We start from the raw sequence: 19,387 nt of genomic DNA on the forward strand, positions 1-19,387 counted from the left end.
TTGAAAGATTTTTTTGGAAATGTGGTGCGGCCGAGATCCGGCGCATTTTACAGATAGGTCGCATCGACAAGCGTCAGCACTTCATCCAGGATCGGCATCACTTCAGCCAACTCTGCTTCGGTGATCGTAAGCGGAGGGCAGACGCTGATCGTCGTTTCGCGGCCAAAAGTCGAGAAGCCTCGGTCCTTCAGTTCCTTGTAGATGGCCGGCATGATCCGGTTCGGCGTGTTGAACGGCACAAGCGGTTCGCGCGTTTCCTTGTCGAGCACCAGCTCCACCCCGCAGAAGAGGCCGTAAGTGCGAACATCGCCGACGCAAGGATGCTTGACTTTCATCTCTTCCAGATAGTCTTTCAATCGTGCGCCGATTTTCTCGACGTTGGCGGCGATGTTTTCGTCCTCGTAGACTTCCAATGTCGCCAAGCCGGCCGCGCAAGCCAATGTGTGGCCGCTGTAGGTCAAGCCGCATTGGAGTTGGTTTTCGGTGAAGTATTCGCTGATCCACTCGGAGACGATCACGCCTCCCAGCGGCACATAGCCTGACGTCACCCCTTTGGCGAAGGTGATCATGTCCGGCGTGAACGCGTATTGCTGGAAAGCGAAAGCTGTTCCGGTCCGGTAGAAACCGGCCATGACTTCATCGCAGATCATCACGATGCCGTAGCTGTTGCAGAGGTTGCGCACCCCTTCCAGATAGCCTTGCGGATAGGCGATGATGCCGTTCGCGCCGATGACCGTTTCCAGGAGGATGGCCGCCACATTATACGGGCCTTCGTATTGGATCTGTTCAGCCAGTTTCTTGAGATAGAAGGCTGTCAGTTCCTCTTCGCTTTCGAACGGAAGGTTGTCGCGGTAAGGAGACGGATTGGAGAATTTCACGAAGCCGTTCGCGCCGCCGATTTCGGCAGCAAAGCGTCGCGAATCCCCGGAAGCGTTGGAAGCGGCAAGCGTTGCGCCGTGGTAGCTGTGGTAGCCGCTGAAGACTTTCGTGCGCCCGGTCGCGATCCGCGCCATCTTGATCGCATTCTCGTTCGCGTCGGCCCCGGCATTCGTGAAGAACACGCGCGCCATATCCCCGCCGGCCAGCTCGACCAGCTTCTTCGCCAACAAGGATTTCACATCGGTCGCATAACTCGGTGCCATGAAGCACATCTTGGCAGCCTGATCCTGGATCGCCTTCACGACTTTCGGATGCTGATGGCCGATGTTCGCGTTCACCAACAAGGAGGACATATCCACTTGGCGGTTGCCATCGTAATCCCAAAAATAAATGCCTTCCGCCTTTTCGACTGCCATGGCAGCTTGGCCCTGCTTCGACCAGGCTCGCATCACGTACTGTTGATCCATCGCTGTTACTTCTTCTCCGGTTAGAGGTGTTGCTGTCGTTGTATTCCATGTTGCGTTCACTGTCATGCTGTTCCCTCCCGATGAAATTCTTTTTTAATCGTTTTTTAATATGTCCCCATAATACGGGGATTGCGGATCATCGTAAATAAAAAGCTCTAATTTCATGATAGACTTTATGACATTTCTGCTTTCATCCGGAAATTATTCCGCTTACAATAGTGGTTATTTGCTGCTGTTTGTCAGTTTTGTAAGGTTTTTCTGAAAAGAAACTGACTTTCGAAGCCGAAAAATTGTGAGGGCTTTCAGGTTTGTGGCTGGTGGGATAAGCTGTATGGACTATCGATATATTTTAGCGCCGTTACAGAAAATGACGCCATTTTTCAGGATTGTGCGTCAGATTTACTGACATGCTTCGATTGCGGATAAGTTTTCTGACGGTTATGAAGAGGAGGCATGTGAGGAATTCTGCCGTTGATAGGGTCGAGTTTGGGAGAATATTCGGAAGTTTACCTAATAAATAAAAGACAAAATGTTCAAAAGAACGAAAAGAAGTAATTTAGTTTAATACCAATTTGGCAAACACGTATAACACACGTATAATAATTTATATAGAACTATGCAGTCATAAGAGGAGGACCCATCATGATTGAAGACAAAGTATACATCTACCCGATCTACATCACCGTCGACTTGGCGGAGGAATACCCTTATTTCGTCGAGATACCGGATGTGAATGGCTACACTCAAGGAAAAGATTTGGCGGACGCCATCACGATGGCCAGGGATTATATCGGTTTTGCAGCAATCGACAAACTGGAGCAAACCGAGCCTCTACCCTTACCAGATCATATCGCCTATCAACAAAAAAATACTCAGATAAAGACACTTGTGGATATTAATTTTAAAAAATACAAAGCGCAGCGCGACAACAAGGTCGTGAAAAAGACACTGACGATCCCAAATTATTTGAATGAACTCGGCATCGAAAGAGGCATCAACTTCTCTTTGACTTTGACAGAGGCTTTAAAGGAAAAATTGGGCGTCTGACTCAGCGCAACTTTCCTGAATAAGTTGTATAATCATTAGGAAGCACGTTACTTTTCCATTTGAAATGGGGTTTTATTTATGGACTATCCAGAAAGCAAATTACCGCCCAGTTATGATGTCGCCGAGAACGAGTTACCGTATCAGATAAAATTGGCGCTGTGGCAGACGGCGTTCGGCCTGCAAAAAGTCGATGGTCTCAGCCCATCCGAGTATATGGTCGAACTGGCCTATGAGCATATAGAAGGAAAAAAAGGATACGATGCCATTTATCGCGAAATTTCGGATTATCACCGGGAGACACAGGTGGATGCCAGCACAGTCGAGGCAGATATCGTTTCGCTCCGGATTGCAGAGTTGCTGGCCGAAGATCACTTCCTGCTCTCGCCTTCCACGCTGTTGGGCATCCACAGGCATTTGTTCGCTGATGTTTTCCCGGAAGAAATTCCGGTAGGCAAGTTCCGGACGGTGAACATCACCAAGAAAGAGCCCGTTCTCGATGGGGAGACTGTCCAATACAGTTCGCATTTCATGATCCAGGATACTTTGGCGTACGATTTTGAAAAAGAACAGAATTTCTCGTACAGTGTCCTGACCAACGAGCAGAAAGCGCTGCATGCGATGGCATTTTTGGCGGACATTTGGCAAGTCCATCCTTTCAGGGAAGGAAATACCCGGACAGTCGCTGTTTTCGGCATCCAGTATCTGAGGAAATTAGGGTTCCACATCGACAATTCGCTCTTCAGCGAACATGCCGACTACTTCAGAAACGCCCTCGTGCTCTACCATTATCATGGCGAGAAACAGGATAAACAGTTCTTGAAAATGTTTTTTGAAAATCTGCTGTTGGGCAAAAAGAATATTCTATCGGATGAAGAAATGTACACTAAAGAATAAGAGAAAATGTTTAAAAGAACTAAAAAAAACGAAGACGGTCAGCATGCGGATGCTGGTGGCCTTCGCTTTTTTTTCGTGAAGTAACCGAATTCCAGGTGGTTATCTGGTTTCCGAGTCTCACCATTGTGCCTTGAAACATTTAGATTGAAGGTTGTCCGATAACACCGAAGAATCGGACATCCGGAACACGTTCAGTTCGATGGTTGTCCGATAACACTGATGAATCGGACATCCGCTGCACGTTCGGTTCGATGGTTGTCCGATAACGCTGATGAATCGGACATCCGCTGCATTTTCGGTATGAAAAAGAGCTGCTGCTAGTGTTCAAGATTCAGTTATTTAGCTACGCCGGCAGTCCATTCTGCGACCAGATCCGGGTTGGCTTCTACGAAGGCTTCGGCAGCGTCTTCAGCTGATTCGCCTTCATAGATTTGGAGCATCAAAGCTTCGACATCTTCGATAGTCCATTGGAATTGATCCAATACTTGGTAAGCTTCCGGCATGTCGGTTTCGAGTCCTTCACGAACCATCGTGTGGACTGTCTCTTCGCCGCCGAAAATTCCGTTGGGATCATCCAGGTATTTCAGGTCATAAGCCGAGAATTTCCAATGCGGATTCCAAGCTGTGATGATGATATCTTCTTCATTTTCGATCGCTTGTCCGAGTGTGACGGTCATGGCGCCCGATGAGGACGTTTCGATCGCCCAATCGCTCAAGTTCGGATACTCAGCCAACGCGCGTTCAGTGGCTGCTACGATACCGGCACCTGGCTCGATTCCGGTGATGGATTTGCCTGCTTGATCGGTCAAATCAGCGATCGAATCGACATCCATGTACGCAGGAACAGCCAATCCGATTTTCGCGCCTTCAAGGTTTCCGCCCAGGTCGACCATCTTGTCGCCGTATTCTTCCAGTTGCGCACCATGCGTTCCTGGCAGCCAAGCGCTCAGCATGGCGTCCGCTTCGCCTGTGGAGACGGCTTCCCACATGATTGCATTATCCAATGGAGTCAATGTCACATCGTAACCAAGATCTTCCAATACTTGGGCAACGACATGGTTTGTGGCCACTGCGTCATCCCATTCGACGTAAGCCAATTCGATTTCCTGGCCTTTGCCGACTGTATCTTCCATGGACTCTGTGTCGGTCGCACCGCAGCCAGCGGCGATCAGTGAGACACCTAAGCCTAATCCGGCAGTAAGTCCAAGGCGTTTCCAGTTACGTTTTGTTGTTTTAGTCATATGTATGTTTCTCTCCTTTTTGTTTGGCAATTAGGAATAGTTGAGTCATTAAACAGTTTTATGATGCGCTTTTTTTGCTGAATTTCTGGGTCAGACGGTCGATGATGATGGCAAGCACAACCAAAGCCAATCCGGATACGAATCCGGAACCGATTTTGGCGCGTTGCAAGGCGGAAAGGACATTACGGCCCAATCCAGGAGCACCGATCATCGAAGCGATGACGACCATCGACAAGGACAACATGACGGTCTGGTTGATGCCGGCCATGATCGTGGATTTCGCCAGCGGCAATTCGACTTTGAACAACCTTTGTGCGCCGGTGCTGCCGAAAGATTCGGCTGCTTCAACCAGTTCGGTGGAAACTTGTCTGATTCCCAGATTCGTGAAGCGGACGGTCGGCGGAATCGCGAAAATAAGTGACGCGAGCACCCCTGGAACCATCCCGATTCCGAAGAAGGCTACGGCCGGAATCAGATAAACGAAAGCCGGCATTGTCTGCATGAAATCCAGAACCGGATTGATGATGTTGTTCGCGATTTTGCTTTTCGCCATCAGAATACCGAAAGGCACACCGATCAGGACGGACAGCAAACTCGAGAACAGGACCAGCGTCAAGGTGAACATCAAGTCTTCCCAGAGCCCTTGGTTATGGATGAACCAGAGACCGACGACTGAAAAGATGGCCAGGCCGAATTTTTTCCCTGAGGCAAAGAACGCCAGCAGGGCCACTAATGCGATCAGGATGACTGCCGGGATGGCTGTCAGTGTTGACGTCAACAAATCGATTGCGGCTTGCGAATGCTCTTTGATCGGATCGAACAGGAAGCTGAACGTGTCAGCGGTCTTGTCCGTGATGTATTCAGTGAACTCGGCAACCGGCAATTCAGGAATGAAATTTAATAGATTATCCATTTACGGACACCTCACTTTCTCCTGCCAAAGCGGCTATGACGGCGCCTCTGACAAGGACACCCACCAATCTGTCGTTTTCGATGACAGCAACCGGTGAGTTTGAATCATGGATGATCGGGAAAATATCGCTCAAGGTAGTATCTTTGGAGACGGTCGGGATATCTTCTCTGAGGATGCCATCCACTTTTGTGGCGTTGGCTTTCAACGCTTTCGAAGCGTCCTCGGCAGTGATGTACCCTTTCAGTCTGCGGTGATTGTCCACCACAAGGATTGTCGAAATCCCTTCTTGGCGCAATAATTCCAATGCGAAGAGCGGGCCATGTTTTTCGATATTCATGACGATTGGACGCTTCATGATGTGTTCGGCCGTCAGTACTTTCGAACGGTCAACGTCCTCCACGAATTTTTCGACATAGCGTGTTGCCGGATTGGTCAGAATTTCCTCAGGCGTACCGATCTGGACCAATTCCCCGTCCTTCAGCAACGCGATCCGGTCACCGATGCGCAAAGCTTCGTTCAGATCATGGGTGATGAAGATGATGGTCTTTTTGACGTTTTCCTGCAGATCCAACAGTTCATCCTGCATCTCACGACGGATCAGCGGATCCAAAGCCGAGAAGGCCTCGTCCATCAGCAGGATTTCCGGATCATTCGCCAAGGCACGGGCCAAGCCGACCCGCTGCTGCATCCCACCTGATAATTGGTGCGGATACTGATCGCTGTAGTCTCCCAATCCGGAATTTTCCAAGGCACGTTGCGCTCTTTCCTTGCGCTCCGCTTTTGCGATGCCTTGCACTTCCAGTCCGTACTCGGTGTTCTCCAAAATGGTGCGGTGCGGGAACAAGCCGAAGTTCTGGAAAACCATGCTCATTTTTTCCCGGCGGACTTGGCGCAATGCTTTCTTGTCCATGACCGACAGATTCTCTCCATCGATCAGGATGTTCCCCTTCGTCGGTTCGATCAGACGGTTGAACATCCGCACAAGCGTGGACTTTCCGCTCCCGGAAAGCCCCATGATGACGAAGATTTCCCCTTCTTCTATAGAAAGACTGATATTGTTGACTCCGACAGTCGCTCCAGTGGCGCGCAGGATGTCTTGCTTGCTCTTCTTTTGTTCAAGCATTTCCAAAGCCTTATCTGCTTTTTTTCCAAAAATTTTAGTGACGTTTTCGATTATTATTTTCGACAAGTGCATTTCTCCTCTCAAATTTTCGATGCTATATGCGTGGATTCTTTTAATAGTAGGAAGTAAATCCCGAATCCGATTATGGTCCTCCGCAATGTACAAATATAGTGTTATATTTTCATTTATTACGAAAACATAAATTGAAGATAATTTTGTTACATCACAAAGCTATAACCACTATTATCCAGTTATGGCGCGGATATGCAAATCAAAAACGAAAATTATGTGAAATTTCCGTGAAAAAGAATGCGCTTACACACGCTTTCTAAAGGTAACCGTGAACTATCTGAATTTTTTTAAAAAAAGTTATTTGAAGAGTCGATATGTTGCTTTACGGACCGCGCAACATACTGATACAAACAATGATTTTGCTACGGTTAGAGCTCAAATTGTCGAATGTATTCGTCGCATTCGACAATTCAGCAGCTCGTAATGTCAAAATTGTCGAATGTCATCGCTCATTCGACAATTTCGCTGTTTTCAGAGTGCAGTTTGTCGGATATCGTTGGTTCATTCGACAATTCCCGAAAATAAAGGAACTCGTGGCTACCATTCTGTTGGCTGTTGTTCCGCAGCGCGCACCGACAGGTTATTTTACAAGCACTTGTATCGAGAAAGCCCGCCAAAATGATTTTGGCGGGCTTTTAGGGGCAGATTTCCTGAAAATAACCTTCCAATGCACGCTTGGCGGGGAAACTCGGTTGCGCGCGCTGCTTTTTTCCCCGCCAAACCGCTTTTGGCGGGCTATTCCGTGTCTCCACGAGTTGTTTACATCCGCGCCTCCGCAAGCCAAATGCAAAAAAACGCCCCCCCCTTGCTCTGTCAGCAGAGCAAGGGGGGGGGCGTTCAATTATGATTTCTCGCTTCTTCAGGCCAATTCCCAAAGTTCGAGGCTGTAATCGATTGTGCTGCCTGCCGCGAGCGACAGGCCGGTCTCTCCCGCTTGCGGGAAGACGCGTGAGGTGAAGGTGCCTTCGCCGTCGTTGACGAAGATTTCGATCGAACTGGTGTCGACGAAAATCTGCAGCTTCACTTCATCCATCTGTCCGAGCGCCAGCGTGCGGGTCGTGCCGAATTCTTCGGCGAACGGAACGCCGCAGCGGCTGCGGTCGATCGTGATTTTCTTAGTGGTTGGATCCAAGGTGATGCGGAAACGTTTGTCGTTGGCGGCATCTTCGCAGAGATCCACTGTCACCGGCGCGTGGTTCGCAGACGCCGGGAAGGCTACATCCAGCTGGAGTTCGTAGCCGTTTGCGCCGTCGCGATCGATACGCTTTTCGCCAGACAGTAAACCGGCGTCGGAAACAGTCTGCTCTTTGCGTAAAGCCACCAATTCGCGGACCGGCTGCTGGATCAGTTTGCCATCCTTGATGGACAACTCGCGCGGCAATGTCAGGCAGTGGGCCCAGTCTTCGCTGTCGGTCGGATACGCGACGTCCGGCAATCCCATCCAGGCCGTCAGAATGCGGCGGCCATCCGGACTTTCGGCGGTCTGGGTGGCGTAGAAATCGAAGCCGGCATCCAGTTCCTGGAAGCCATCATGCTCCAATTTCAGCTCATCCATCCGGAAATCATCGGCGATGACATAGCCGGTCTGAAAAATGTTGTGGTAGCGGTCGCCTTCCGGCTCGATTCCTTGCGGAGAAAACAGCAGCACTGTTTTGCCGTCGATCTCGAACAGGTCCGGACATTCCCACATGTAGCCGAAGTCCGGCAAGCCGGCGTCGACTTCGCCCATCAATTCCCATTCCAAGGCATCGGCAGAGCGGTACATCAGGATCGTGCCGGTTTCGTCGCTGCGTTGGGCACCGATGACGGCATAGTAGATACCGTGCTGCTCCCAGACTTTGGGATCGCGGACGTGGTCAGTGTAGCCTTCCGGATTGCCGGCGATAGCAGGCGGCAGGAACTTAGTGAAGCTGCCGTCCGCCTCCATGCGGGCAACAATCTGGTTCGGCACCCTTTCCCATTTTTCCGTGCGGACATTGCCGGTGTACATGATGTGCAGCTGGCCGTCCTTGACGAAGCCGCTGCCGGAATAGACGCCGTGGCTGTCGTACGCCGTGTCGGGCAACAGCGCGACGCCCTCCTCTTTCCAATGCACGAGGTCCGTCGAAGTCAGATGGAACCAGTGCTTCAGGCCATGGACCGCGCCCATCGGAAACCATTGATAGAAGAGATGCCATTTGCCGTCGAAATAAGTGAAGCCGTTCGGGTCGTTCAGAAGGCCTGTGTTCGGTTGGATGTGGTAGTTTTGGCGGAAGGGGGACTGCGCCACCCTTTTCGCCAATTCTTCCAGATAGTTGTCGGAATAATCCGAGATTTGTTTATAGCGCTCCTCGCGCGTCCATTCTTTCATCGTTTATTCCTTTCCGTGTCAAATTAATCCTATGTTCAGCAGTCCTAGCCTGCCTCTCGGAAATCAGACCAATTAGGTCACAGTGTTTCCTTATTCAGAATTGAATGAACTTGTTCCTCATTTTTTTTTTTCGCTTCGCTTTTTGTCCAGTCGCGTTTACTGAAGACGTAGGTCATGCCTACTGTCGTTACTGTCGCAATCAGCATGCCCAGGATGTAGAACCATAATTCTTCTTGTTTGATCGAGATGACGCCCGGCAGACCGGCTGCACCCAATGCGATCGCTTTGACTTTGAAGAAGGAAATGAACGCGCTGCTGACGCCGGAACCGATCATTGCTGCGTAGAACGGGTAGCGATATTTCAAGTTGATACCGAACATGGCTGGCTCAGTGATCCCCAAGTAAGCAGAGATGGCGGAAGCGGAAGCCAAACTTTTCGCTTTTTGTTCCTTGATAATGAAGAACATCGCCAATGCGGCAGCTCCTTGAGCCACGTTTGACATTGCTGCGATCGGGAAGATGAACGTACCGCCTGTTTTGGCGATATCGGCCAACAATTGCGTTTCAACTGCGATGAAGCTGTGGTGCATACCGGTAACAACCAGTGGCGCGTAGAAGAAACCGATGATGGCTCCGCCGATGGCACCTGTCGTGTCGTACAACCAGACAAGGCTGTTTGTCATCACATCGCCGAGCGTGCGCGTCAGCGGGCCCACCAATGTGAAAGTCAGGAAGCCAGTGATGATTAAAGCGAACAGCGGTGTGACCAGGTTGTCCAATGATGTATGCACGCGTTTGTGCAGGAATGTTTCGATTTTAGCTAGGATGAATGCCGCAAACAGAATCGGCAGTACTGTTCCTTGGTAACCGACTTTAGCGATTTCGAATCCGAAGATATCCCAGAAAGGCACTTCGCCTGCAGCCAAGACTGACGGATAGGCGTAGGCATTGACAAGATCCGGGTGGACCATCAACATCCCCAAAACAGCTCCCAAGTAAGGGTTTCCGCCGAATTTCTGCGTTGCGCTGAAACCGATCAGGACAGGCAGGAAGACATAAGCGGCGTTGGAGAACGTGTTGATCATCGCTGCAAAACCTGCGAAGGCAGGATAAGCTTCAATCAGCGATTTTCCGGCAACAAACAAATCCGGTGCGGTGAATACGTTGTTCAAACCCATCATCAAACCGCAGGCTACGATGGCCGGGATGATTGGTACGAAGATATCTGAAAGCATCTTGACGCCTTGTTGGATCGGGTTCAGTTTTTGCGTGCCGGCTGTTTTGACTTCCTCTTTGCTCATGGCGTCGATGCCGGCCATTTTGATGAATTCTTTGTAGACTTCATTGACTGTTCCGGATCCAAGGATGATTTGGTATTGGCCAGCCGTTGAGAAAGTCCCTTTGACTTCGTCGCGTGCGTCCAATCCCGCTTGATCGACCTTGCTTTCATCCCTCAAAACCAAGCGTAGTCGTGTCGCGCAGTGCGTCGCTGCCTGTACGTTGTCTTTCCCGCCGATATCCGTCAACAATTCTGCTGCAATCTTTTTGTAATCCATTTTTCTCCCTCTTCCCTTTGGTATGTTGTGCCTAAGAATAAGTGCAATAATAGCAGTGTTTCATTTCCATCTCGGAACCGGTTCCTTTTTAGTCCCAAAATGATAAGGAGCTGGTTTTTCATGTTGGTGAAACCGGTTCCTCTTGATATGAATAGTAAACCCTTTCAAAGATAAAGTCAAGCGTTTTATAAAAAATTATTTTGTTTTTTTTTTGGATCAGCTGGCGTTAGCCATTCCACGGAAAAAGCGTTAAAATGAAGACGAACAGCGGCATGACACAGGAATGGGAGGTTTTTTGACCATGACGATATCCACAAAAATGTCCGAAAAATTTGATGGTTTAGCGGCTTTGATCGGCCATACCCCTATGCTGGAAATTTCTTTACTTTACAAAGGCGAACCGCGGCTCGTTTATGCGAAGGCGGAATACTACAATTACTCCGGCAGCATTAAGGACCGTGTTGCCTGCCATATCCTTCATCAGGCCTACGAAACCGGCGCTATTGCTGAAGGTACGCCGATCGCTGAGGCGACCAGTGGCAACACCGGCATCGCTTTTGCGGCGATTGGTGCCTATCTGGGCAATCCGGTCACGATTTTCATGCCCGACTGGATGAGCAAGGAAAGGATCAGCCTGATTGAAAGTTATGGGGCGACAATCCGGCTCGTTTCCAAAGCGGAGGGCGGCTTCACCGGTTCGATCGCCCTTGCCGACCTAATGGGCGAAACTAAAGGCGCGTTTCTGCCGCACCAATTCTCCAATCCTGAAAATTGCGCTGCCCACTACGCGACGACCGGCAAAGAGATTCTGGCCTAGCTCGAGACTTTCGGAAAGCGACCGCAGGGCTTCGTTGCTGGTGTCGGCACCGGCGGAACGCTGATGGGCGTCAAGGATATTCTGCAGGAAAGCTATCCGGATTGTCTGGCCTTCCCGGCGATCGGAACGCCGTTGTCGCGACCGTCTTTGCCGACGACAACAAAAAATACCTCTCCACCGACCTGATGTACGAACAGAGCGTTTCTCCAGATCATTTGGCTTGTGACGTCGAACTGCTCGGCATGTGTGCAATCCGGTGAAGCGGAAGAATTAAATGTTAAGGGATAACAAGGAACAGGCGACAAGATCACAAAAATACAGCCTGACGACATCGCAGTGGATGTTGCCAGGCTGTATTTGTTGTCTTTTCACATTTATTGATTCATTACTCGGTCACTTTTCATTCGGCAATCAGGCTCCCGCTCAGCGTCGCCATAGGATAGCCGAACAGCCCGATCAATCCCACGACCAGCAACTTTTCCAACAGATTATTTTTCTTATTCATGTTGGTCCATCCTACAAGAGGTGCCTGATGCGTTTATTCGAGTTCGAGTTCTGCTTGCAGTAGGTTTTGCACGCGCGCCATTTCGGCTTCGTCCACGAAGTTATAGTAGATTTCGTTCATCATTCCCCCGGTACCGCCGAGCTGTTCCTGCTGCATGTTGTCGACCGCGCCGAGGTAATCCTTGTTTTGCAGGGTGTAGAAATCCGACATCTGGAAGCTTGTTTGCATGTTGGCAGACAGGGATTGAAGAATAGTCTGGTAGTTCAGCAAGGTTTCCGGTGTCGCCAGTTTGCGGATGACGCCTTCGATAACGAGACGCTGTCTGCCTTGGCGACCGGTATCGCCTGCCGGATCTTCATAGCGCATGCGTGCGAATGCCAATGCCGCTTCGCCGTTCAATTGGTTGGTGCCCTCCACGAAATCAAACCCGTTCTGGCTGAAGGCAAGCGGACTTTCGACAGTGATGCCGCCGACTGCATCGACGATTTCCTGGATGCCGGCCATATTGACCATCACGTAGAAATCGATCGGGATGTCCAACATCTGTTGGACGGTATTGATGGACATAGCGGTACCACCGAATGCATAGGCATGGTTGATTTTGTCTGAAGTGCCATAGCCGACGATTTCAGTGTAAGTATCGCGGGGAATGCTTAATAATGTCGTCTTTTGAGTGTGCGGATTGATTGTGACGACGACCATCGAATCGGAGCGTCCTTGTTCCGTGCGCCCTAAATCTCCGGTGTCCACACCGAGCAACAGTATCGAAACGGGTTCGCCAGCCTCCAAAAGTTCCGACGGAGTAAGCGCTCCGGCATCCGCACGGCTCTCCTCATCGCCTGTTGCCGAAGAGTCGGTAACCGTTCCGGTATTGGTCGTTCGGAAGTCCTCGACTTCAACCGGTGTATAAGCCGTATCCATTGTATTTTTTACGTTTGCATAGATTGAGTAGACATACCCCAGTATACTGATTACCAGAATTGCAAGGATACTCACAAAAATTTTCATGCCATTCTTTTTTCGATTATCTGATCGCATTGTTTTTTTCTCCTCTTTCCTGAAAGCCAACTATAAGATAATTGTTGGTGTTCCCTATATTTTAGATTACTTTGCTTGGATAGTAAAGTCGTTTTGCAATATTTGAGCACCAGTCTCCCTTATAAATTTATCCAAATAATTTTAAAGAAAAAAACCCGTCGAATAAAGAATAATAATCAGATTGTCCGCTTCGTAACAATCATCCAATTACAATTTCCGAAAATATCTGGCTGCCTCTGTTAACAGAAAAAACACCCTAAACTGGATTTTTAGGGTGTTCCACTATTATTGGCTTAGAAATTCAGCTTTTACTGCACAGTTTCTACGCCCGTCTTCACGATTGAGGCTTTTCTTTTCGCATAGACAAGACTCAATCCCAGTCCGATTACGACGACAGCGATTGCGACATAGAAAGCTTTCGTGAAGTCTCCATTATTGGCCGCTGCCAATGATGCCGTCGCTTTCGGAGCGACGAAGGCGGCACTCGAAAAACCGATGAAGACGATGCCGTAGTTGACGCCCTGGTTCGCCGGACCGAAGTTGTCCATGACCAATCCCGGGAAGACGCCCATCACGCCGCCGAAGCAGAGGCCCAAAGTAACGACTCCGACAGCGAAGGCCCATACTTGGTTGACACTGACAAGCAGCACGAAGGCAAAAATGATGGCACTGTAGATGATGATGACTGCGCGGATCTGGCCGATGCGATCGGAGACTGCTCCCCAGAATACCCGGCCGGACGTGTTGCTCAAAGAATAGAGACTGACGTAAACGGCTGCGGCCGATGCCGACAAACCGAACATGGACTGGCCGATCAATGAAGCATTCGAAGCAATCATCAGGCCGGAAAAGGCGCCCATCGCGAACATCAGGATCAACAAGTAGAATGCCGGACTTGCCAACATTTCCTTCCAATTTTTGTTTGCGGTATTTGTTCTAACTGGAGCCTTTTCAGATGCCGCAGCCGTTTGCGGTACGGCCTGTTTCGGTGCCGAACGGATGAACAGACTGAAAAAGAAGCCGATCAGCGCATATGCCAAGCCCATCCGCCAGAATGCTTGGCTGACGCCGTAGCGCTCAATCAGCGCATTCGCGATCGGAGCTGCGATGATCGCCGCTCCGCCCATGCCGCCCGTGATCAGACCGGAAGCCAACCCTTTTTTGTCCGGGAAAAAGCGGATCGTGTTGCTGAGGCACGCGGAGTAGGCAAAGTTCTGCGCAAAGCCGCCGAAGATGCCGTAGATCAGGTACAACTGGAAGATGCTCGTCGCTTGTCCAGTGAAAGCAAAGCTGATCCCGAAAAGAACGACGCCGATGCGAGCAATCCATTTTGCCCAGCCGCGGTCCGTAAAATACCCCCCGAAGATCATAGGGATCGGCCCCACTGCGGAATTGATCGCGAACGCCATCATGATATCCGGCACCGCCCATCCGCGTAATTCCGCCAACGGTCCTGCGAAAACACTGAATGTGTAAACGATACCGGTACACAACAAGATCCCCATCGAACTGATCAGGACCACCCAACGATTTGTTTCTTTCTTCATTTATTGTTCCCCCTTTTCCTGTTTCCTTTTTATTTTCAGGGATAGCGGTGCAAAAACAATGCTGCTATCCCAATATTTGCTCATACCTTTCATTAATGTAGGTTGTTCCAGTATGCCATGGAATCGGGTTATACGGTAACACTTAATTGATATACGCAGATATAGGTTGACGCTATATATTTTTTGGAAGCAGAGCGGAGCGGAGCCTCGTGCGCGGCGTCCTGCTCCGGCGAGGGGGCCGCTCGCCGGAGGAAAACGGTAACTTGAGGAATCCAACTCCGGCGGGCACCTCCTCATCGGAGGAAACAACTTTATCTGTGGGCCGAACTCCGGCGTAGCCTGCATTCGCCGGAGGAAAACACGGTTCATCCAGCTACTTTCCTCTCACACCGTAGTGCGTACAGTTCAGCATCCAGACTCTGCCCATAACCATAGAAAAGGGAGTGCCCCAGAACCAGAAAAAGATTTTCTGGTTCTGAGGCACTCCCCTCTTTCTTTATTGAATTAATTAATCTAAATTGATCTGCTCTGCAATTTTGTTCGACTGTACTTTCACAGCAATGAACGCTGTCACAAAGGCCCCTGCAATGACAATCAGGTACTGGATCATAGATGCGAAACTACTGGTGTACAGCAACAATCCAGGAACAAAGGTGATCCCCATACCTGTAGCGGATAGGCCAAAGATAGACGTAAGCAGACCACCCACAGCTCCTCCCAACATGCCGGAAACCAGTATTCTCAAATTTCTCAGATTCACACCGAAGAGAAGAGGTTCTGTAATTCCAAATAAGGTAGATGTGGAAGAAGAAATAGCGTTAGTTCTCTTTAGTTTAACATTCATTAGTAAAGCTGCACTGATCGCTGCCCCTAATTGTCCGGCCATACTGGCTGTAATAAGTGGGTTTAGCACATTTTCACCTGTATCGGCAAGTAGCTGAAGCTCAATGATTGACAAAGAATGATGAAGTCCTGTAATAACCAAGAGTTGTTGAAGTGCGCCAAATATGATATATCCAATACCAAAAGGTGCATTAACCAGCATAACGATAAAGTCACTGACTGCAATCTCTAATGTATGAGTGATAGGACCTAGGATAAAGAGCATTAGAAAAATGGTTACTGTTAACGTTACAAACGGCGTTACAACCAGGTCGATAATCTGAGGAACAACTTTCCGTAGCTCTTTCTCAATTCTTGATACCAGATACCCTGCTACGATAGCGGGGATGATGGACCCTTGATAACCTACAATAGGAATATTCAGTCCCAAGAAAGAAACGTTGAATGCTTCAGCGTCTCCACCGGCAACAGCCCAAGCATTAGGCAACTGGGGAGCTACCATCATAAGACCGACTACGATACCGATGATGGGATTTCCGCCAAATTTACGAGTGGCACTATAGGCAATAAGTACTGGTAGGAAAGCAAATGCGGTATCTGTCAGCATCTGGAACATGCTCAGCATAAGTGGGCTAAATTCTACACCCAACTCCACAAGAAGTCCTCTTAGACCCATTAATAGTCCCGTTGTGACCAGTGCAGGAATCAGAGGAATCAGAATATCCGCCAAAGTTCGAACGACTTTCTGAACGGGAGTCATATTGGAGTAAACGTCTTCTTTAAAGGCTGTATCCGCTGATTCATCCATCTTCGTATATTGCTTAAATTCAGCATAGACTTCATTTACCTTTCCAGTTCCGAAAATGAACTGGTGTTGTCCTGTGTTAAAGAAGTAACCTTTGCTTCCAGTGACATTTTCCGCTTTTTCCTTGCTCACCTTGCTGTTATCTTTTAAGATAATTCGAAGTCTGGTAGCACAGTGTTCAAAATTTTTGACATTATCTTGGCCTCCCACAGCGTCAAGAATGTCTTTGATGGTTTGTTCATTTTTCATTAATGATTCCTCCTTTTGTTCTGTTGTGCCTAAGAATAAGTGCAATACAAGCTGTGTTTCAACCTATTAAGGAACCGGTTCCTTTCCGGTTCAAAAATGAAAGAAGTAAGTTTCCCATCAGTGAAACCGGTTCCTCTTGATTTAAATAGTAAACCCTTTCATAGTTAAAGTCAAGCGTTTTCCAAAAAATTTTTGTGTTTATTATGGACCGACTGGCGACGACCTTTCCTTGGCAAAAGCCTCAAAATGAAGGCAAAGTGCGACGTGACATAGAGATGGGCAGTTTTTTGACCATGACGATGATTCTGTATTTAGTTATCCCATAACCGCCAACACCAGCGGCATCGCGAAAATCCCAATCAGGATGGAGACGGAATTCATGAAGGCCGAGGTTTCAACGTCACCCCCAGCTTCGTCGGTGAAGCCGGTCGCCATTGAAGCGATCGGTGAAAAGAACAGCATGCAGAGGATCGTCTTCACGACCGTTGAGACCGGCAGGAATAGGACGATCAGGATGGAGAAAATCAGCGAAAACCCGTAGCGGATGGCCAGATATTTGAAGGCCAGCTTGAAGCGATGGGCATCCAAGCCCAGTTCCAAACCGATCCCAATCATCAGCATCGCCATGAACGTATTGGCACCGCCTACCGTGGCCGTGAAGGTGATGACCGCGTCCGGCAATTGCAGCCCGAACAGACGCATCAAAAGCAGCAACAGATAGGTGTCGAACAACGGTGAAAGGAACATGAGCTTGAGGAAGCCCCATAAGGTCGTTTTTTGTGTATCATCCGCCACCGACCGGGACCAGCCATAACCGATTCCGGCAGCGCCGAAGGAATTGCCGACATCGAAAAGGGAAGCGAAGATGATCGACTGCGGACCCATCAATCCGGCGATGTACGGCATCGCAAAGGCACCGACATTGTAGCTGCCGATGTTGATGATTCCGAAAGCCTGCTCTATGCCGCCTTTGCGCTGATTCAACAGATAGCCGGTAATTTGTTGGACCAGATTCGTGATGATGCCGATCGCGGTTAAAAACAACAGGTTGTAGGTGATGTCGAACGTATTGAAACTGGTGATCAGCGCGCAAGGCAAAGTGATCCGCAACACAATTTTGGAGAATTTCGGAAAATCCTCCGCGCTTACCCATCCGATCCGTTTGATGACGTAGCCGATCACGATGATCAAAATCAATGATGCGGCTTTTGCTGCTATTTCCCCCATTACGTTCCCCCTGCTCGCTTTTTTCCTTCAATTATAACAAAAAAAGTGCCGTCGCATCCGATCTTTCAGTATTTAGTAATCGCGTTACGGATTCTTTTGCATCCTCGATCAGAGCATTCAAAAAAGTTCCGCCTTCCCCACTGGAATGGGCTTGGCGGAACTTTGAGAGGCTTGCTATTCTTCGTACTTCAAAACAGAACGCTCGCCCAACGGTTGGACTTCTCTGTTGTTGCCATCATAATATTCATTGAAGGCCGCGATCTGTTCCGCTGATACCTCAACAGGATTCGCCAACACATACCACTCGACATTTTCGGTCAGCGGCGGTGTCGTCAAAGAGCCCAGGTAATGGTAGTAGCTTTTGTTGGCTGGCAGCAGCTCGGCAACGTTCAGGCTGAGCCCGCTCGCAACCGTTGATTCTTCGTTCGCCTCCACATCATCCAGGATCGCCTGGAAGGCAGCATTCTCTGTTCCCTCTTTAAAGAAAACCGCAATGACCGCCAGGCGTCCGTCCTGTGCTTTGTGGACAAAATGCAGTTCGATTGGGAAGCTTTCGCCATCCACTGTATGCTCGCTCGGGGAGTGCAGATGGAATTGGGCCAATTCAAAACTACGCCCGGCAATTATCGCCTGCCCGCCGTCCTCGATTTCGATGCTGTGTCCGTTGTCGATCACATCGATGATCTCCTCCGCATAATCCAACGTCAGAGAGCCGTCTGTTGCCATCGCTTCGGCCGCACCCGTTTCGATATTGATCGGGGATTGCATCTCACCGGATTCGAAAACCCATTCATCCTGGTCCTCATAGTCCAAATGCTCTTCGGCACCTTCTTCATTTACGCTTCCGGAAGTCTGTTCCGTCGTCGCTTGAATGCTGCTGTCTGTTTCAATAACTGCTTCTTGACCGCAGCCGCTCAGACCCAATAAGGCGAATGCCCCCAAAACCGCCAAGACTTTGTTTAATCCTTTTGCATCATTCATTATTCCACGCTTCCTCCTTTAAACAATATCTACTTATTATACAAAAAACAGAAATTAAATTATCGGTCAAGTCGATGAAAAACAATAAATCAACAGCCGACCACTTCTGATTTCTGCATTCAAAAGGATATTGCGCTGAGGGAAAGGTGGGGCTATCCCGTCCCATAAGTCGTCGCGCAGGACCACTTCGTAACCGAGTTCAGCCAGCATGCGCATATCCTGTTCGATTGTGATGCCGCCGCTGCAGACGGTCAGGCCGGCCTGTTGCGCGGCGCGGATGGCGGCGACCTTGTCATCATAGGTGTGGGTTGTGCAGACATCGAACACATTTCCACAGAAATGCGCACGCACATCATCAGCGGCTGCGCACAGCTCATCGAGCGGTACCTCGGTCAATTCCATGGCTTCCTCTTTTGTCAGATGTCCGCCTGCGTAATGCTTATTTTTGATTGCTTCCATTGTCTTCAGGCTTCTTCCGGCCCGCTCCTCATTTTTTACGGATAATCCAATTTCTTTTTCGCTCATCATTCTTCCCCATCCATTCTGATATTTATGCCTGTTTCAATCATCACATACGGCAAAAAACATGTCGACCAAAAAGATAAAATGGGTAACAACAAAAAGACCATTCCCAATCTTCAGGGAATAGTCTTTTCGTTTCAGCGTTCTTTTCCACAATCCAAGTAGTTTGATTGGGACAAACCTATTTCTTTCCATACTTTGCCTGTTATCCGTTGTCTGTCCCGGGTTCGCCGAAAATCGGAAACCCATCCGCGCTCCAGGTGAACACTTGCGCGTGCGCATGGCGGTCAGGCACATCCAAGGGATCGCCC

The 19,387-nt window shown here is 49.3% G+C and carries 14 protein-coding genes and 1 pseudogene; 4 read left to right on the forward strand and 11 right to left on the reverse strand.

What is annotated here, in order from left to right; genetic code table 11:
- Window positions 1–47: 47 nt before the first annotated feature.
- Complete coding sequence (locus ACTCCX_RS08580; RefSeq protein WP_463275610.1) at window positions 48–1,412, reverse strand: aminotransferase class III-fold pyridoxal phosphate-dependent enzyme; 1,365 nt, start codon at window positions 1,410–1,412, stop codon at window positions 48–50.
- A 576-nt stretch (window positions 1,413–1,988) separates the two neighbouring features.
- Here ACTCCX_RS08580 and ACTCCX_RS08585 point away from each other — a divergent pair.
- Together ACTCCX_RS08585 and ACTCCX_RS08590 are read left to right on the forward strand one after the other, a co-directional pair.
- Entirely contained in the window at window positions 1,989–2,393 is a 405-nt protein-coding gene (locus ACTCCX_RS08585; RefSeq protein WP_463275611.1) for a type II toxin-antitoxin system HicB family antitoxin, read from the forward strand.
- 78 nt (window positions 2,394–2,471) lie between these two features.
- Window positions 2,472–3,287, forward strand: a complete 816-nt coding sequence (locus tag ACTCCX_RS08590; RefSeq protein WP_321293101.1) for a Fic family protein — start codon at window positions 2,472–2,474, stop codon at window positions 3,285–3,287.
- Window positions 3,288–3,622: 335 nt separating this feature from the next.
- On the opposite strand, the pseudogene ACTCCX_RS08595 reads toward ACTCCX_RS08590, so the two are convergent.
- The 4 genes and pseudogenes from ACTCCX_RS08595 to ACTCCX_RS08610 form a co-directional block, all read right to left on the reverse strand.
- Window positions 3,623–5,441: pseudogene (locus tag ACTCCX_RS08595) on the reverse strand (ABC transporter permease/substrate binding protein).
- Window positions 5,434–6,630 carry a glycine betaine/L-proline ABC transporter ATP-binding protein gene (locus ACTCCX_RS08600; RefSeq protein ID WP_321293100.1) on the reverse strand — a complete coding sequence of 399 codons (1,197 nt, stop codon included), beginning with the start codon at window positions 6,628–6,630 and terminating at the stop codon, window positions 5,434–5,436. The pseudogene ACTCCX_RS08595 and the gene ACTCCX_RS08600 overlap by 8 nt, the downstream one beginning before the upstream one ends.
- Before the next feature lie 865 nt (window positions 6,631–7,495).
- Window positions 7,496–8,986: a glycoside hydrolase family 32 protein gene (locus ACTCCX_RS08605; protein ID WP_463275612.1), complete on the reverse strand. Its 1,491-nt coding sequence runs from the start codon at window positions 8,984–8,986 to the stop codon at window positions 7,496–7,498.
- A 77-nt stretch (window positions 8,987–9,063) separates the two neighbouring features.
- Window positions 9,064–10,542, reverse strand: coding sequence for a sucrose-specific PTS transporter subunit IIBC (locus tag ACTCCX_RS08610; protein WP_463275613.1), 1,479 nt, complete (start codon window positions 10,540–10,542; stop codon window positions 9,064–9,066).
- A 301-nt stretch (window positions 10,543–10,843) separates the two neighbouring features.
- On the opposite strand from ACTCCX_RS08610, the gene ACTCCX_RS08615 reads away from it, so the two are divergent.
- Window positions 10,844–11,359, forward strand: coding sequence for a PLP-dependent cysteine synthase family protein (locus ACTCCX_RS08615; protein WP_463275614.1), 516 nt, complete (start codon window positions 10,844–10,846; stop codon window positions 11,357–11,359).
- A 63-nt stretch (window positions 11,360–11,422) separates the two neighbouring features.
- A complete protein-coding gene (locus ACTCCX_RS08620; protein ID WP_463275615.1) occupies window positions 11,423–11,545 on the forward strand; it encodes a hypothetical protein in 123 nt (40 codons plus the stop codon).
- 352 nt (window positions 11,546–11,897) lie between these two features.
- Here the strand turns inward: ACTCCX_RS08620 and ACTCCX_RS08625 are convergent, their stop codons facing one another.
- From ACTCCX_RS08625 to ACTCCX_RS08650, 6 genes are all read right to left on the reverse strand, one after another.
- The gene (locus ACTCCX_RS08625) at window positions 11,898–12,902 is read right to left on the reverse strand and encodes an LCP family glycopolymer transferase (protein WP_463275616.1); all 1,005 of its coding nucleotides are present in this window, start codon (window positions 12,900–12,902) and stop codon (window positions 11,898–11,900) included.
- A 308-nt stretch (window positions 12,903–13,210) separates the two neighbouring features.
- Window positions 13,211–14,449: an L-lactate MFS transporter gene (locus ACTCCX_RS08630; protein ID WP_463275617.1), complete on the reverse strand. Its 1,239-nt coding sequence runs from the start codon at window positions 14,447–14,449 to the stop codon at window positions 13,211–13,213.
- Window positions 14,450–14,957: 508 nt separating this feature from the next.
- Window positions 14,958–16,346, reverse strand: a complete 1,389-nt coding sequence (locus tag ACTCCX_RS08635) for a PTS transporter subunit EIIC (protein ID WP_463275618.1) — start codon at window positions 16,344–16,346, stop codon at window positions 14,958–14,960.
- 315 nt (window positions 16,347–16,661) lie between these two features.
- On the reverse strand, window positions 16,662–17,573 hold the full coding sequence (locus ACTCCX_RS08640; RefSeq protein WP_463275619.1) for an AEC family transporter: 912 nt from the start codon (window positions 17,571–17,573) through the stop codon (window positions 16,662–16,664).
- 174 nt (window positions 17,574–17,747) lie between these two features.
- Window positions 17,748–18,554 carry a carbonic anhydrase gene (locus tag ACTCCX_RS08645; RefSeq protein ID WP_463275620.1) on the reverse strand — a complete coding sequence of 269 codons (807 nt, stop codon included), beginning with the start codon at window positions 18,552–18,554 and terminating at the stop codon, window positions 17,748–17,750.
- Window positions 18,555–18,620: 66 nt separating this feature from the next.
- A complete protein-coding gene (locus tag ACTCCX_RS08650) occupies window positions 18,621–19,082 on the reverse strand; it encodes a hypothetical protein (protein WP_463275621.1) in 462 nt (153 codons plus the stop codon).
- Between the last annotated feature and the right edge of the window lie 305 nt (window positions 19,083–19,387).

This window comes from Trichococcus sp. (assembly GCF_055118575.1).